This is a genomic window from Limosilactobacillus sp. (assembly GCF_051873075.1).
Classification (GTDB): Bacteria; Bacillota; Bacilli; order Lactobacillales; family Lactobacillaceae; genus Limosilactobacillus.
Genome location: NZ_JBJEEM010000046.1, coordinates 9,901 through 26,094, shown reverse-complemented (window position 1 = coordinate 26,094; position 16,194 = coordinate 9,901). Strand labels below are relative to the sequence as shown.

14 protein-coding genes are annotated in these 16,194 nt (G+C 50.8%); 8 read left to right on the top strand and 6 right to left on the bottom strand.

Annotation, left to right across the window (positions count from 1 at the left end; translation table 11 throughout):
* Nucleotides 1-9: 9 nt before the first annotated feature.
* The gene (locus ACI31J_RS05700; protein ID WP_439773473.1) at nt 10-1,386 is read right to left on the bottom strand and encodes a DHA2 family efflux MFS transporter permease subunit; all 1,377 of its coding nucleotides are present in this window, start codon (nt 1,384-1,386) and stop codon (nt 10-12) included.
* A gap of 146 nt (nt 1,387-1,532) precedes the next feature.
* Here ACI31J_RS05700 and ACI31J_RS05695 point away from each other — a divergent pair, with 146 nt between their 5' ends.
* Nucleotides 1,533-1,967: a CopY/TcrY family copper transport repressor gene (locus tag ACI31J_RS05695; RefSeq protein ID WP_439773472.1), complete on the top strand. Its 435-nt coding sequence runs from the start codon at nt 1,533-1,535 to the stop codon at nt 1,965-1,967.
* Between the two features lie 40 nt (nt 1,968-2,007).
* Here the strand turns inward: ACI31J_RS05695 and ACI31J_RS05690 are convergent, their stop codons facing one another.
* A complete protein-coding gene (locus ACI31J_RS05690) occupies nt 2,008-3,375 on the bottom strand; it encodes a hemolysin family protein (RefSeq protein WP_439773471.1) in 1,368 nt (455 codons plus the stop codon).
* A gap of 150 nt (nt 3,376-3,525) precedes the next feature.
* On the opposite strand from ACI31J_RS05690, the gene ACI31J_RS05685 reads away from it, so the two are divergent.
* Nucleotides 3,526-5,277 (top strand): ABC1 kinase family protein, encoded by a 1,752-nt coding sequence (locus ACI31J_RS05685; RefSeq protein ID WP_439773470.1) that lies wholly within the window; start codon nt 3,526-3,528, stop codon nt 5,275-5,277.
* A gap of 47 nt (nt 5,278-5,324) precedes the next feature.
* Here the strand turns inward: ACI31J_RS05685 and ACI31J_RS05680 are convergent, their stop codons facing one another.
* The gene (locus ACI31J_RS05680; RefSeq protein ID WP_439773469.1) at nt 5,325-5,717 is read right to left on the bottom strand and encodes a VOC family protein; all 393 of its coding nucleotides are present in this window, start codon (nt 5,715-5,717) and stop codon (nt 5,325-5,327) included.
* Between the two features lie 117 nt (nt 5,718-5,834).
* Here ACI31J_RS05680 and ACI31J_RS05675 point away from each other — a divergent pair, with 117 nt between their 5' ends.
* Both ACI31J_RS05675 and crcB read left to right on the top strand, forming a co-directional pair.
* Nucleotides 5,835-6,215, top strand: a complete 381-nt coding sequence (locus tag ACI31J_RS05675; protein WP_439773468.1) for a fluoride efflux transporter FluC — start codon at nt 5,835-5,837, stop codon at nt 6,213-6,215.
* Nucleotides 6,208-6,546, top strand: coding sequence for a fluoride efflux transporter CrcB (crcB, locus tag ACI31J_RS05670; RefSeq protein WP_439773467.1), 339 nt, complete (start codon nt 6,208-6,210; stop codon nt 6,544-6,546). The genes ACI31J_RS05675 and crcB overlap by 8 nt, the downstream gene beginning before the upstream one ends.
* A 38-nt stretch (nt 6,547-6,584) precedes the next feature.
* Here the strand turns inward: crcB and ACI31J_RS05665 are convergent, their stop codons facing one another.
* Nucleotides 6,585-9,104: an ATP-binding cassette domain-containing protein gene (locus tag ACI31J_RS05665; protein ID WP_439773466.1), complete on the bottom strand. Its 2,520-nt coding sequence runs from the start codon at nt 9,102-9,104 to the stop codon at nt 6,585-6,587.
* A gap of 129 nt (nt 9,105-9,233) precedes the next feature.
* Between ACI31J_RS05665 and ACI31J_RS05660 the strand changes: the two genes are divergently transcribed.
* A complete protein-coding gene (locus ACI31J_RS05660) occupies nt 9,234-9,554 on the top strand; it encodes a MazG-like family protein (protein WP_439773465.1) in 321 nt (106 codons plus the stop codon).
* 2 nt (nt 9,555-9,556) lie between these two features.
* Entirely contained in the window at nt 9,557-10,384 is an 828-nt protein-coding gene (locus ACI31J_RS05655) for an exodeoxyribonuclease III (protein ID WP_439773464.1), read from the top strand.
* 63 nt (nt 10,385-10,447) lie between these two features.
* Here ACI31J_RS05655 and ACI31J_RS05650 read toward each other — a convergent pair whose 3' ends face one another.
* Entirely contained in the window at nt 10,448-11,140 is a 693-nt protein-coding gene (locus ACI31J_RS05650; RefSeq protein WP_439773463.1) for a TVP38/TMEM64 family protein, read from the bottom strand.
* Between the two features lie 3 nt (nt 11,141-11,143).
* Nucleotides 11,144-12,400, bottom strand: coding sequence for a DUF2075 domain-containing protein (locus ACI31J_RS05645; protein ID WP_439773462.1), 1,257 nt, complete (start codon nt 12,398-12,400; stop codon nt 11,144-11,146).
* A 177-nt stretch (nt 12,401-12,577) separates the two neighbouring features.
* Between ACI31J_RS05645 and ACI31J_RS05640 the strand changes: the two genes are divergently transcribed.
* Nucleotides 12,578-14,350: a 1-deoxy-D-xylulose-5-phosphate synthase gene (locus tag ACI31J_RS05640; RefSeq protein WP_439773461.1), complete on the top strand. Its 1,773-nt coding sequence runs from the start codon at nt 12,578-12,580 to the stop codon at nt 14,348-14,350.
* A 117-nt stretch (nt 14,351-14,467) separates the two neighbouring features.
* A partial coding sequence (locus ACI31J_RS05635; protein WP_439773460.1) for a mucin-binding protein occupies nt 14,468-16,194 on the top strand: 1,727 nt, incomplete at its 3' end.

The window sequence follows — 16,194 nt, the reverse complement described above, 5'->3', positions numbered from 1 at the left end:
GCCTTAGAATTAGCGCGCGGGACGTTCGATCTTATGATAAAGCTGACGGCTGAGGATCAGGGAAATGATCAACAGGAGCAGGCAAAGCAGGAAACCAGCCTGAATCCCAAGGTGGGAATTGGGCTTATGGATGATGCCATTGACAATGCCGACCATGGCTACGATTAGGGCTGTCCCAAACGAAGCCGCAATTTGGCGAAAGGTGTTGAAACTGGCTACCGCATCGGGCACGATTTCGTTAGGCAGCAGGGACAGGGCCTGGGTCTGCAGCGGGATCAGCATTGTTACCAGGCCAAACTGGCGGATGGTCTGGAAGAGGGTGATGATCCAAACTGAACTGTTGGCCCCGATCATCGCTTGGCCGAGAGTACCGATGATGTCAACGACCAGGCCTACCCCGACCAAGATTCTAATCGGGTAAATGTCGTAGAAGCGTCCGCTAGTAGTTGAAAGCAAGCCCGTCAGGCAGGCGCCAGGCAAGACGGTCATTGCGGAGACAATGGTGCTCTTGCCCAGAACAATCTGGACCAGGAGGGGGATCAAGATGGTGTTCCCATACATCGTTGCCGTGATCAGCATGTTAATGGTAGTGGCAAGAACAAACTGTTTATGAGAAAAGATCGTCAGGTTAATCAGCTGGTGGTCGCTGTGGTGCTGAGTAAAGTAAAATAGCGCTAGGAAGGCGATTCCAATTAGTACGTAACCACAAACATTGAAGGAGCCCAACTGGTTGGTAGAAACGTTGGACAGCCCCATCAATAGCGACCAGAGCCCAATTGTGATCGTCACCAACCCGATTGTATTGAACCGTGGTGATTCATTATGCGGGATATAGGGTAGGAAAATAAATGATAGCACTAAGACGATCGCTAGGAACGGGAGGATCAGGATGAAGAGGTAGCGCCAGGAGAGGTAGTTTAGGAGAACCCCCGAGAGGACCGGGCCAAAGATCGGGGCACAGTTGAAGGCAAGCCCGATTACTCCCATGATCCGCCCTTTCTTACCGGGATCAGCATAGCGGATGGCCAAAACGTTGACCAGGGGCATCATCATGCCGGCCCCGATTGCTTGGATCATCCGAGCAATAACGACCGTGTTGAAGTTGGGGGCTGCGGCCCCGATGATGGTCCCTACCAAAAAGACCGCGCAGAAGAAGATAAAGAGCCAACGAAATGAGAAGCGTTTGATCAAGTACGAGCTGACCGGAATCATCAGGGCATTCACCAGCATATAGCCGTTGATTACCCATTGGACATGAGCTTCACTTATTCCAAAGACCCGCATGAAGGTTGGCAAGGCGATGTTCATCAAGGTGGAGCAGAGAATTCCGAAGAAAGTCCCCAGTACCATGATGATCAGGGCATGCTGAATACGTTTGTTTTGCATTTAGTTCGTGTTTACTCCTTTGTCATAAAATTACCGTGTATTAGTTTACCAAGTTCAAGTGGGAAGTCAATTTATCTTGCGGCTTTGCAAGAACATGAAATGATGTTAAAATTACAATTGTAATCGCAACGGAAAGGGGCAGAAACATGACGAAAGGATTAGAGATTACCCCGGCTGAATGGCAGGTAATGCGGATTGTCTGGACGCTGGGCGAAACGACCAGTAACCAGGTTATCAACATTCTTCAGCGTAAAGTCGATTGGAAGCCGGCAACCGTCAAGACTTTGCTGCGCCGCCTGGTAGCCAAGGAGGCGCTCACGACAACGCGTCAGGGGCGGTCCTTCATCTACCGGCCGCTCGTGGCGGAGCAGCCGACGATGAACCAGGCTGCGGATGAACTGTTCAATAGCATCTGCGAGCATTGTGTTGGTCAAACCCTCAACCATGTTGTTGATCAGGCAACCTTGAGCCAAGACGACATCAAGCGTCTTCAGCAAACTCTCAGTAAGAAACTGGCAACGGCACCCGAAACCGTCCAGTGCAACTGCGTTCCGGGTGAGGATACTCACTGTCAGCACTAAAATAACCCGTTCAGGAAATCCTGAACGGGCTATTTTTTAGTTATTTTTTCTTGTTATTATCTTTGCCTTGGTCATCCGTCTCTTTCTTCTTCTTTGGCTTGATGTAGATAACCTTAAACTTATTGACATAGGCATTTTGGAGATCGAGCGGGATGAAGGAGAAGTTTTCGACTCTAATCGGCTGTCCAACCTTCAGATCATACTGCCGTTCCAGAAAGAAACCGGTCAGGGTAGTTACTTCTGAATTGTCGAATTGCTCGATGTTGGTGTGGAAGTAACGCTCGAAGTCGTCTAACGGCATCTTACCGGAGACCTCGTAGGTAGGGTTACCCTTGCTGTCAGGTTCCTTCTTCTCGATCATATCAGAGGTGGCATGATCAATTTCTTCGCCGACCGTCCCGAAAAGCTCTTCGTAGATATCCTTATCGGTGATGATCCCGGAGGTCCCACCGTATTCGTCCTGGACAACCACGATCGGCACCTGCTTCTTCATCATCACTTGCAGGACACTGGTGATTGGTTCGTTCTCGTAGACGATTGGGATCTTCCGCATGATCGTCCGGATTGATTGTTCCGGATTGATCTGGCTCTGGCGCATGATGTCGTAGGAGAAGATGTAACCCAGGATGTGGTCCTTATCGTTGTTGGCAACTACCGGGAACCGGGTAAACTTCTTCTCGAAGTAAAGCTTGGCGGCGTCATCGATGGTGGCCTTGATATCAATCACGGACAGCTGGGTCCGGTCGATCATGATATCCTCGGCGACCTTATCGTTCATCTGGAAGGCCCGCCGCATGAAGAGCACGTCTTCCTTGTCCATTTCCCCGGCCTTTTCAGATTGCTGAGAAAGGGTCATGATTTCGTTTTGGGAGTAGGTATCCTCTTCCGGCTGAACGTTGTAGCCCAGCATCTTAGTGATCCCGGCGGCAACGACGGCAAACAACCAAACGAATGGGTAGAAGATCGTGTGGAAGAATTGAACCGGGTGGACGATCGATAAGAGGATCGGCACCGGCCGGTCGATCGCCATGTTCTTTGGTACCAAATCCGTGAAGACGGCGTGGAAGAAGGTAAAGATCAGCACACCGAGAATTGGTGAGATGATTTCCCGCACTGTTGCCGGAACCACCGTGATCTTAAGCAGCAGGTCGGTGATGAACTGGTCACCAATCCACCCTAATACCAGCGAGGTCATCGTAACCCCGACCTGAGCAGTTGAAAGATATTCGTTAAGATTACCGACCATGTGCTCGGCGCGCTTAACCTTGCGCGTCTGTTTGAGCTCCTGCAGCTCGCTTGGCCGAACCTTAACGACTGAGTACTCCAGCAGCGTAAACAGTGCCGCCAGCAGTAAAATCAGAATAATAACAATTAGCTTAAACCAATATGAAGACCATAATGAAGCCATATTTGATAAACTCACCTATTTCCATAAAATATTATTCGTAACTATTGTATCAAGTTTGATATATCGTGACCAACATTTTTGCTGATTCTTTTGGGGCCTCTTTTGCGGTAAAATTAAAGATAATATTCAAAATCAGTAAGGATGATCAGCATGAACAATGAGGCCGACATTGAAATAAATAAGGGCCAACGTCTGCGCGAGATAATGCAGGTGATGCGCTGCCACCATTTTCTCAGCAACTTCTACCACCAGAAGAATCCCCAGGAGGTCTATGCTGCTTTTCAGGAGCTGGGCCCGACCTTCATCAAACTGGGGCAGATCCTGTCGACCCGGCCGGACCTTATCTCACCGGACTATGTCAAAGTGCTGCGCCAGCTCCAGGACCAGGTCAAAGCAGACCCCTTCAGCAGTGTGCAGCAGACATTTAGAGAGCAAACCGGCCGGTCAATTGATGAAGTCTTCTCAAGCTTTGATAAGGAGCCCTTTGCCTCGGCTTCGATCGGTCAGGTCCATCATGCGACCTTAAAGGATGGTACCCCAGTGGTGGTTAAGGTCCAACACCCCGCAGTCAGCCAACTGGTCAATACTGACATTGCCTTGCTGCGACGGGCGGTCCGGCTGCTCAAGTATGTTCCGAATGAGATGACCGTAGTTAACCTGGATAAGGTCTTGGATGAACTGAGCCGCTCTTTGCTGAGCGAGGTCAATACGTTAAACGAGGTCCGCAATGGGGAGGAGTTTTACCGTCTCAATAATGGAGACGACATTATCACGGTTCCCAAGGTCTATTCCAAATATTGTGCACCGCAGATCCTGGTTAACCAAACGATGGCGGGAAAGAGTGTCCGTCACCTTTTTAAGGAAAACTACAAGGGACCAGAAACTCCGGAACTGCGTGCGCAGCGCAAATACATTGCCAATGTCCTCGTCAAGAACTTTATGAAGCAGGTCTTCGTCGACCACTTCTTCCACGCTGACCCGCACCCCGGGAACATCCTCATCCATGAGCTTGATCCGGTAGCTCAGGGGCAACCGGCAATGAAGGCTTCCCACCAGCATCAGGTTCAAGTAGGGAAAACAAGCCTCAGTTATCATCAGGAGACTCCGTTGCCCCCGTACCGAATTGTGTACCTGGACTTTGGAATGATGGGGACCCTGACGCCAGCCATGGCGGACGGGATTGCCAACGTGGTTCTGGCCATCACGACCAAGAATATTCGCCGCATTTCCCAGACTGTTCTGGCCATCTGCAACCAAACGGGCCCCTTAGACGAACCAGCATTTACCAAGGAACTCGGCAGCTTCATCCGCCCCTACCTGGCGATGGGTGTGGGGGAAATTGACTTCTCGACGATGGTGTATCAGATTGTCCAGCTCTGCCAAAAGAACCACCTGCAGATGAAACCCGAGGTGACCTTACTGATCAAGGCTTTTGGTACTTTGGAGAGCACCGTTGCCCGGCTTGATCCCGATATTTCGATGATGAAAGTTGCCCGGCCATTCGGTCTGCAGTACCTCAAGCGCAAGTTCAAGTGGCGAGATAGTTTGGACGACCAGCTGATCAGCCTTGTCACCACGGCCCAGGAAACGGCCCAACTACCAGATCGGATCAACGCCACCCTGGAGACAATTGCCAATGGGGACACTCAGGTTAACTTCAAACTTAAAGGACAAGAGCAATTAATCAAACAGAGTGAGCGGATTACCAACCGCTTCCTGATCGTTATCATCTTGGCCGCAGTGATCCTCGGCTCCTCAATCCTCGTTGAGGGGAGCAGCCAGCACCCTCACATCTTCCGCCTCGGGGTAATCGGTTATTCGATTGCCCTCGTGGTGATCATCATCCTGATCCTGAGTGAACTTGGTCATCGCTGGAAAAATTGGCGCAATAAGAATAAATAGGACATGAAAAGTGCCCGTGGTAAAACTTGCCACGGGCACTTTGGAAATTACTTATTCTTGTAGACCGCAATTTCAATCAGGTTGTTGTCGGGATCGTGGACGTAAATTGACGTCATTTCACCCTCGGAACCGTTCTTTTCAACCGGCCCGGCCACCACATCGACGTAATAGCTCCGCAGGTGGTGAAGAATGTCTTCAACCTTGTCCCCAGCTACCAGGCACAGATCCGTACTGCCAATGGTAGGCTTAGCGGCCTTAAGCTCGGTTGACCGGTCTGCCTGCTGAAGACGGATCAGCTGATGGCCGCAGCGCAGGGTGATGATGTCATCATTTGTTTGAGAGTCAATGATGGGCATGTCAAAGACTTCGTGGTAGAAGCGGCTGCTCTCCTCCAAGCTAGTGACGGTTAGTACAATGTGGTCAATTCGACGCATCTTCATGATATTACTTCCTTATCTTCTTGATTGTCCCTTATTATACAGGCTGAAGCGGCTGATTGGCAAAGCCAAGTGGACGTAGTAAGATGGAAGGGCATTTTAATTAAGGGAGTTTTGGAAATGAAACTGAAGAATGTCATCAGTGTGGCAGCATTTGGCTTTGTTGGCGGGATATTTCGCTATCTCTTAAGTACGGCCTTTGACGCACAAGGAGTCCTCGTTGCCAACCTGCTAGGCTGCTTCTTGCTGGCGTTTCTGACCTATTACGTGATCGAACGCGACCTCTTAGCCGGATGGCTGAACGCAGGCCTGGGAACCGGACTAATCGGGTCATTCACCACCTTTTCCTCGTTTACGACAACCACTATCAAACTTGGTCAACACGGTCTGCTGGGTGCTAGTGTTTACCTATTGCTGAGCATGGGTGGCGGTCTGGTGATGGCGGGGCTCGGAATGTTTTTAGCCCGTCGCTTAGGAAAGAAGGTAGAACAACATGCTTAGTGTTGGTTGCGGTTCTGCTCTTGGCGCCCTGCTTCGGTATTGGCTGACGACCCAGTGGAAAAAGCGGCAGATTGATTGGCCACTGGCAACCCTGCTGATCAACCTGACGGGGGCCCTAGCACTCGGTCTATTGACCGGTCGGCTCGCTGCCACCGGGTCAGCAATGCTCTTCTGGGGCGTTGGCCTGCTCGGCGGCTATACCACCTTCTCAACCTTCAACACGGAAATGATCGCCATGATCGACGAACACCGGTGGGGAAGCCTGACTGCCTATTTCTTGATCTCCTACGCCGGTGGCTTGCTGGCCGCCTGGATTGGGATGAATATTTAAAAAGACCGTCAGTTAGACTGACGATCTTTTTTAGTTACTTAGTTAAAACGATGCCAATACTCGGCGAGGTACTTGGTGGTCAGGCTGGTTGGCTTTGTGATCAAGTCTTGCGGCTGGCCGGTTGCTACAATCTGGCCACCGTTCCTGCCGCCCCGCGGTCCCATGTCCAAGATGTAGTCCGCGTTGGCAATCAAGTTGAGGTCGTGGGTGATCGTGATGATGGTTGCCCCACGGTCCAGCAGGCGTTGCATGACACTCAGCAGGATTTTGACATCTAGGGGATGCAGGCCGATGGTGGGCTCATCAAATACGAAGAGGGTCGTCGCCTGGTTGCGGTTCAGGTGCTTGACCAGCTTGAGGCGTTGGGCTTCACCCCCGGATAGGCTTGGGGTGCTTTCGCCAAGGTGAAGATAGCCTAGACCAACTTCTTCCAACAGTTTCAGCTCTCGTTCAATCTTTGGCACGTCTTTAAAAACTGGTAAAGCGGCGCGGACGTCGAGGTTGAGAAGATCGACAATTGAATAGTCATGCCACTTGACTGCCTGGACGGCCTTATTGTAGCGTTCGCCGTGGCAGACGGGGCAGGTTTGCTGCATGTCGGGTAGGAACTGAATGTCCAGGGTGACGATCCCACTGCCGCCGCAGTTCGGACAGGCTCCCTGCTTGTTATTGTAGGAGAAGTAACTAGGGGTGTAATGATTTTCCTTAGCAAGGGGCTGAGCCGCAAATAACTTCCGAAGATTATCCATGATGCTGGTGTAGGTCGCTACCGTCGACCGCATTGTTTTGCCAATCGGGGCCGCGTCGACACTGACGACCTCCTTTAGGGGAGCAGCCAGCTGTTTAACCTGCTTTGGCAGACCAATTTTCTTCGCCTGATCTTTAATAGCGGGTACCAGGCTGTCAAGGATCAAGCTGGTCTTGCCAGCACCCGAGAAACCCGTTACCGCACTCAGACGGTTGACCGGTAGCTGGCCGTGGATATCCTTGAGATTGTAGTAGTCAGCAACCTCAAAACTGATTTGCCGTTTGGGTGTTTGGTCCGCAATTGGTCGCGCCAAGAGTTTGGCCGTGCCATTGAGGTAGGGGCCAATCTTGGAATCAGGATCCTTGGCGATCTCTGCTGGTGTTCCCTGGTCAAGAATCCGGCCGCCATTAGCACCGGAACCGGGGCCGATCTCGATGATCCAATCCGCTGCCCGAATGATGTCGACGTTATGGTCGACGACAACTAGTGAGTTGCCCTGAGCGACCAGCTCACGAAAGACGTTTAACAGCCCGGAAACGTTGTCGGGGTGGAGACCGATCGAGGGTTCATCCAAGATGTAGAGGACACCGGTAGTCTGTGTCCGCAGGGTGCGGGCCAATTGGATTCGCTGCAGTTCCCCGGTCGAGAGGGTATTCCCATTCCGTGACAGGGTAAGGTAGTCGAGACCGAGCTCAAGGAGGGGCCGAAGGTTGTCGTCAAACTCCTTGAAAAGGGAACGGGCCATCTTGTTCATGTCGGCCGGCAGCTCACTGAGGACGGCCTTCTTCCAGTCGGCAAGGTCGCCAAGGGTTAGTTGACTGACCTGGGCAATGTTCAGCTTGCCAGCCAGCTGGGTGAGCAGGACCGGCTTGAGGCGGGTCCCGTGGCAAACCGGACAGGTGGAGTAGTGGAAGAACTCGCTGATTCGTTTCTGGGCCCGTTCGCTCTTACTGGTGCGGGCTGATTCATAGACGGCTTCGTGGGCGTTTTCGTAAAGGGCGTTGAAGTCGTGGAAAACCCGGCCCGTTCCGGAACGGAAGTCCATCTTGAATTTCTTCTTAGGACCATTGAGGACAAATTCCTTTTCCTTAGCCGTCAGTTCCCGGTACGGAACGTGGATTCGAACCCCTGCCTGTTCGGCTACGCTGGGCATGAAATTGCGGCCGGGAAGGTGCCAGGATGCAACCGCTCCGTCGGCGAGACTGAGGTTCTCATCCCCGATCAGCTTGCTCTCGTCGATTTCTCTAACCACTCCCGTTCCCTGGCACTTCTCGCAGGCTCCAGCAGAGTTGAAGGCAAAGTCCTCGGCACTGAAGGCAGCAAACTTTGCCCCACAAGTCGGGCAGGTGATCATCCCCATCTCATCGTCGGACCTGCTCATCGCTTCAGCAATCGCTAGGCTGGGGTTAACCTGGTGGCCGTTGGGACAGCGGGGTGACCCCAGTCGGGAAAAGATCAGGCGAATCACATTGAAGAGTTCGCTCATCGTCCCGACGGTTGCCCGCTCGGAGGGGATGCTCGGTCGTTGCCTGAGGGCTAAAGCCGATGGGATGTGTTTGACGCTAGTGACCTCCGCTTGAGCGCCAAGCTTGATACGCCGCCGGGTATAGGTGGAGAGGGCCTCCAGGTAGCGCCGTGACCCTTCCTCATAGAGGATCCCCATGGCCAGTGAACTCTTCCCTGAACCGGATAGGCCAGAAATGGCGACGAACTTGTGAAGGGGAATATCCACATCGACGTTTTTCAGGTTATGGACACGACCACCCCGGACCTCAATCTGGTTCGGCAGGGACACTTGCAGCTTACTCATTACTTAAGACACCTTTCTGCGTAATCTAACGTTAATTTTAGAATAGGCGCGCGATCTTTGGCAAACAAAAAGCCGCTTTTATCTTTTGACAGAAATCACGTATAATAGCGGTGAGATGAGGTGAGAAGGTTGAACTATGAAGAATTAATTCCAAAGATTGCCGAGTGGGCGCATGAACGCAAGGTAGATGAAGCCGACCCCCGGGTTGAATTCATGAAGATGGCCGAAGAACTCGGTGAGCTTTCCAGTGCCTACAACAAAAAGAACCATGCCAAGCTGGTCGATAGCATCGGCGATCTCCAGATTGCCCTGCTGATCTTCTGCCGCCTGGTCGGGGTCGACCACCGCGAAGCCCTGAACACGGCTTACCAGGAGATTGCCAACCGCACGGGGATGACCACGCCGGATGGGGTTTTCATTAAGAAAAGCGATATTGAAAAGGAGAATTGATTTTGAAATTTATCTCATGGAACATTGATTCAATTAACGCGGCTTTGACCGGAACCTCTAAGCGGGCCGGTGAAACTCGGGATGTCCTGCACAAGATTGCGGCCGAAGATCCGGACGCCATTGCCATTCAGGAAACTAAGCTTTCCAAGAATGGCCCCACTAAAAAGCACCTACAGGTTCTCAATGAACTTTTTCCTGACTATGCCGTGGCCTGGCGGAGTTCGGTTGAGCCGGCGCGGAAGGGATATGCAGGGACCATGTACCTCTACAAGAAGGAATACCAGCCAGTGGTCAGCCAGCCGCAAATCGGTGCACCGGAACCGATGGATGATGAGGGCCGGATCATCACACTGGAGTTCCCGAAGTTTTACCTGACCGAGGTCTACACCCCTAACTCAGGGAACGGTCTTAAACGGCTGGACGAGCGGCAGGCCTGGGATGATTGTTACCGTCAATACCTGCACCAGCTGGATCAGGATAAGCCCGTGATTGCCAGCGGAGACTTCAACGTGGCCCACGAGCCGATTGACCTGGCACATCCCCAGAGCAACCACCATTCTGCTGGCTATACCGACGAGGAGCGTGAACACTTCACTAAGCTTCTGGCAGCTGGCTTTACAGACAGTTTCCGCTATCTCCACCCGGATCAGACCGGCGCGTACTCGTGGTGGGCACAACGGGTCATCACCAGCAAGCAGAATAATTCAGGCTGGCGGATCGACTACTGGCTGGTCAGTGACCGGCTTGCCGACAAATTGCAGGGCTCAACGATGATCGACAGTGGGGCCCGCCGTGACCATACCCCGATCATGCTGGAAATCAACTTATAACTCTATAAACAAATAGCGCTCCTGATGTATGATACATCAGGAGCGCTATTTTATTGCTATGGATCAGGCCGCCTCATGTTCGAGGTGGGCATTTGAAATCAGCTTGCGGACGAGCAGGTAGCCGAGCAGGATAATGACGATGGCAATCACTGCAATTATGATTCGTTTGCCGTCACCCCGGAAGATGGCATCCCCACCAAAGGCGTAGATGAAAGAGGTCGGCGCCATCCCGATCGCCACCATGGTCAAGAAGCGCGAACGGGTCAGATTTAGTCGGGCTCCCGCATAGTTAACCAGAGCGCTGGGAATGATTGGAATCATGTATCCAATAGTCAACCCAACGAGGGGATGCTTCTGGTGCAATAGGTAAGACAATAATTTGGACTTCTTGGTCCGTTTGGAGATGTCCACTTCACGGATTAAGCTCATTACGGCACAGTTACCGATGATGTTGCCGAGCCAGTTGATCAAAAAGCCGATCCAAGGACCGTAGCAAAGCCCGGCGAAGATACAGATGACGGAATTTGACATCCCAGGGATTGCATTGAAGATGCCAATCAACAGCAACAGTAGCAGCATTGTTGACAGGCCGTGGCTGCGGATCAAATGCAACAGGACCATCTGATTATGCGAATTATAATGAAGCAACAGGTTAATCTCTGGGCGGTAGTCACGATAGATGAAGTAGATAACCACCAAGGATACTAGAAAGGCCCCGATGATCAAAAGAGTTTTGTTAAGGTGCTTTTTTTCCATAAATCAATTACCTTCCTTCGGCAGATGGAGACCGGCGGCAGTGAATAACCGGCAGAGAGTTTGACGCAGCAGGGGATCGTGAGCATAGATGTAGGTTCCATAGACACCACGCTTAAAGAGAACGTTGAGCGAGTTCATGATCATTCGTTTCTCCAGACTGGTAATCTCTTGCGGGTCGGTAAGGTCGGCCCGCTTCTTGAAAGCCTCGGTGTCGGTATAACGGTCCAAATTGATTTGCAGGCGTTGAGTATTAGGGATCTGGCTGATCGGCGGCCCGAGGATGATTCCAGTGTAGTTGAGGTCAAATCCCTGACAGGTATAAATCGAGCCCACTTCATCAATCGTCTGCGGAAGCTCCGCCCACGGGGTTACCGTATAGTTGTATTGGTCCCAGGGCATTTTGAAGCGTCCCTCTCTAATGTAGTGCTTGCCGCCATCGAGAGTGGACGGGTAACCGGAAGTCGAGAGAATTCGTGAAAGGCCGACCTCGTTATTCCGGCGGACAATTGCCTGTCGCATCTCCTCGGCGTCATCATAGATCCGAAAATCATAGTGCTCGCGGGCGTTTCGCGGTAATGAGGCCAGCCGGTAATCGTTGGTGAAGGTGTTGAACCAGTCGACTAGCTGCTGGGTGGCATTCATCCGAAACATCTTTGTGAGGTGGTATTCCTTGTGCGGGTACTGCCCTGTGATCTGGTGCAGGCGTTCCGGGGTCCAGAGGCTCTTCATCCGTAGCACTTGGTATTGGTCAAAAACAATCACGACTACCTTGGCCCGCTTAATGATTTCAACCAATTGATTATCGTGATAGAAATTATTGTAGTGATCGGGCTTGGACAGGAGTAGGTGGGCCTCGTCAATAATGGCCACATCGATTGTTTCCTGCTTTTTGTCGAGCTGGTTGATCAACGAGGTTGGCCGCGCGAAATCTTTCTTGTACAGTTCCGGGAGGTGTCCCGCAATCTCACGATAGACCTTGAGGATCTCTGGGTGGTTGACTAGAAAGTAGTTGGTAGTGTGATAAAAGGGAGAAGCCGGGTCCTTGCGGGCGGCTCTTTGCAAGCGATCAAAGAGCTGGGAGAGGACCACACTCTTGCCGGTACCAGCATCCCCAACAATGGTGTAGGTTGCCGGATAATCACCCTTAAGATGGTGCGCCGTGAAGTCCAGAATATCTTCGACCAGGTTTTCCTGTTCCGGCGTTAATTGTTTGAACGGTGAAAGTTTATCAATCGCCGCATTGCTATTATCTATTATCATTTTTTTCGGTCCTTCATGCATAATCTTCTTAATGTTATCCCAGAAAACCACTGGCCGTCAATTTGATTACTAAATGATTTCCTTAACCTTGCTAAGTAGTGTTAAAATGTAAATTAGAAAACAGCAAAGCTTCAAAAAAATATAGACAAAATTTTAGCTTAAAGGAGTGGGTATTAGATGAATCTGCATCCTGATTACCTCTTAAATGATGTAAATGAACCGAGTGACATCAAGCGGATGTCCTTGGATGAGTTGAAGAAATTGGCAACGGAAATGCGGCAACTGGTGCTGGAACGAGACGCCGCAATTGGTGGCCACGTTGGCCCCAACTTGGGGGTCATGGAACTGACGCTTGCCTACCACTACGTCTTTAATTCACCACACGATAAGGTGATTTGGGATGTTTCCCACCAATCCTATGCCCATAAGATGTTGACGGGGCGGAAGCTTGGCTTCTTGGATCCGGACCACTATGAAGACATCACGGGCTATACCTCTCCTGAAGAAAGTGTCCACGATTTCTTTGAAATTGGGCATACCTCGACCTCGATTTCCCTGGCAGTGGGGATGGCCCAGGCTCGAGACCTGTTACGGCCAGAAAAGCATAACAACATTGTTGCCGTCATCGGTGACGGTTCCTTAAGCGGCGGCCTGGCATTTGAGGGGCTGAACAACGCTGCTAAGCTGCACTCTAACCTAATCATCGTGGTCAACGACAACCAGATGGCAATTGACCAGGACCAGGGCGGCTTGTACCAGGGTCTTAAGGAATTGCGCGATAGCAATGGGAAGTCATTAAACAACATTTTCAAGTTCATGGGACTGGATTACCGTTACGTTGCCGATGGCAATGACCTCCAAATGATGATTGATGCCTTTCGTGACGTTAAGGATATTGATCACCCGATCGTCCTCCACGTTAATACTCAAAAAGGCAAGGGCTTTGCACCAGCCGAGGAACACAAGATGGAATACCATTGGCGTGACCCGTTTGATCTCAAGACCGGTGAAGATAAGCACCCGGCAGTCAACGGCTACAATGAGGCCGTTATGGCGGAACTGGATCGGCAGGTCAATGCCGGTGCACCGGTGGTTGCCATTAATGCCGCTATCCCGGGTGTCTTTGGGCTGAAAGAGTTCCAAGAGAAGCACCCCGACCGGTACTTTGATGTTGGTATTGCCGAACAGGACTCAATCACCACTGCGGTAGCTATGGCCTCTGCAGGTGCCCGCCCAGTGGTTTTCCAAAGCAGTACCTTCCTGCAACGGGCATATGACCAGCTAATCCACGACATGGCTCTCAACGATTCACCAGTAGTAATGATTGTTCGTGGCGGCACGATTGCCAACACTTCAGCAACTCACCAGGGTTCGTTCGATATTTCCATGATCAGTGATTTGCCAAACATCGAATACCTGGCGCCAACCAATGTTGAAGAGATGATCTCGATGTTGCGGTGGGCGATTAAGCAAACCGACCAGCCAGTAGTTATTCGTCAACCTGAAAAGCCGTTGCTTCATGGTCAACCAAACCAGGACGACTACAGTACTATCAACTATGACGTAGTCCACCGGGGAAGCGAAGTTGCTATTATGGCTGTAGGGGATTTTTGGCAACTGGGCGAAGAAGTTCGTAAACAATTGAAGAGCAAGCTTAACATTGACGCCACTTTGATTAACCCTAAGTCGGTCACTGCCATTGACCAGCATGACCTGCACCACCTAGCAGAGAACCATGACGTGGTGGTTACCTTAGAAGATGGTATCCTGCGTGGCGGTTTTGGTGAAAATATTGCCCGTTATTATGGCCCATCTGATATGAAAGTCCTTAACTTTGGTGCTCCACGGGAATTTGCAGACAATGTACCGTTGGAAGTCATGGATGAATGGTACCACTTAACCCCTAAGCAAATCGTTGACGATATCGAAAAGGTTATTCACTCATTATAAAAAGGTTTTGCCGCTGTTAGCGGGCAACTATTGCCCGTTAGCAGCGGCTTTTTTCGCGTGATTTTTTCTTTTGCTCGTATATATCTAGTGAAGGTCATAGTAAAGGAGAAAATGAATATGAAATTATCACGCTATCAGTACTGCTCGTCACTGATCGGGCTCTTGTCAGCAACCGTCCTGCTGTCCCTTTCATCAGGAAACGTTTTGGCTGATGAGAACACCAATCCGCCATCATCCCACCTAGCCGTCTCGGACCATGTAGATGAGCAAATTAATACTAAAGAGGTTACCCGTACAATTAACTATGTCGATCCTTTGACTAATGAAAAACATACCATTAAGCAGGTGGCCCACTTTCAGTTTAACCATGACGGCAAGCTCATTAAGGGGGCTACGCCAATTTGGCAGGCTTATTTTGCGCCATATTTTGAAGGGTATCATCCTAATCTGCAGGAAGTCCTGCCTAAGCTGGTTACGCCGAAGTCAGCCGATGAGGTGGAAAACATCATCTACAATAAGGGACCGAAGAAAGATAGTATGCGGGCCATCGTCAAATTCATTTCAATTGATGGGAGCACGCTTCCCAAAGAGAGTCGCCTTTTGACAATTCAAAATACTGATGGAAAGCCGCTCACCACTTTTGAACTTCCAGCGCCTCCGCAAGGCTGGGAATATGTGAGCAAGGATCAGCTGCCTTCAACGCTACGTTGCACCAGCAATAGCATTCTTTTCATGTTTTTAGTTCAACGCAGCAATCCTGCCAGCCATCGAGAGCAAAAAGAGCTCAGTCGAAAAATCATCCTGCACCTGCCAACGGGAGACCAGGTGATTACTCAACGAGCCCATGCTATCCGTGACGTATCAACTATCGATGGCCAGGAGCACTATGGGGAATGGCAGATTAGTCCATTTGAGGAGCTGGCGTTACCGCTGGTCGATGGTTATGACTCATCGCTAGCTAAGATTGGCTCACTTCAGCTAGCCGCTGACCAAATAGACAAAGAACTGCCAACTATTGAGGTGGATTACCACAAGACGACTAAAAAAGACAGTACGGCCCCTTCGAAGGATGAAGGCAATCAAGCTGACCCGGTGCCCGGAATCAGTGAGGGTACCCAGACCGATCTTCCAGCAATAAATGATGAGAAAACGCAAACTGATCCAACACCTGGCCAGAATGAAGGCACTCAAACTGATCAGTCAACCAAGACGGACGAAGGTAGTCAAACGGATGATACTTCAACTGTTGATATTGGAGTGGGTGATGATACCATTGACGATAATAATCAAGAAGCACAAAAAGGCCCTACACCTGGTAAGGACGAGGGTAATCAAACGGGTGAGTCATCAACTGCCGATACTGGGGCAGGCGACGACTCTATTGGCAGTAGTGATCAAGGAACGCAAACCGATCCAATACCTGGTAAAGACGAGGATACCCAGACCGATCAATCAGCTAAGATTGATGAAGGCAGCCAAACGGATGATACTTCAACCGTTGATACCGGAGTCGGTGATGACACTATTGATGATAGTGATCAAGGGACACAGACAGACCCTATCCTTGGTAAGGATGAGGACACCCAGACCGATCAATCGGAAAAGACCGATGATGGTACTCAAACAAAGAACACATCAACCATTGACACTGGGGTAGGCGATGACACCGTTGATGCCAGCAATCATAATACTCAGACCAGCCAGTCAGCCAAGACTGATGAAGACAGCCAAACAGATGATACCTCAGCCGTTGATACTGGAGTAGGTGATGACACTATTGCTGTCAGCAATCAAGGAACGCAAACCGATCCAATACCTGGTAAAGACGAGGATACCCAGACCGA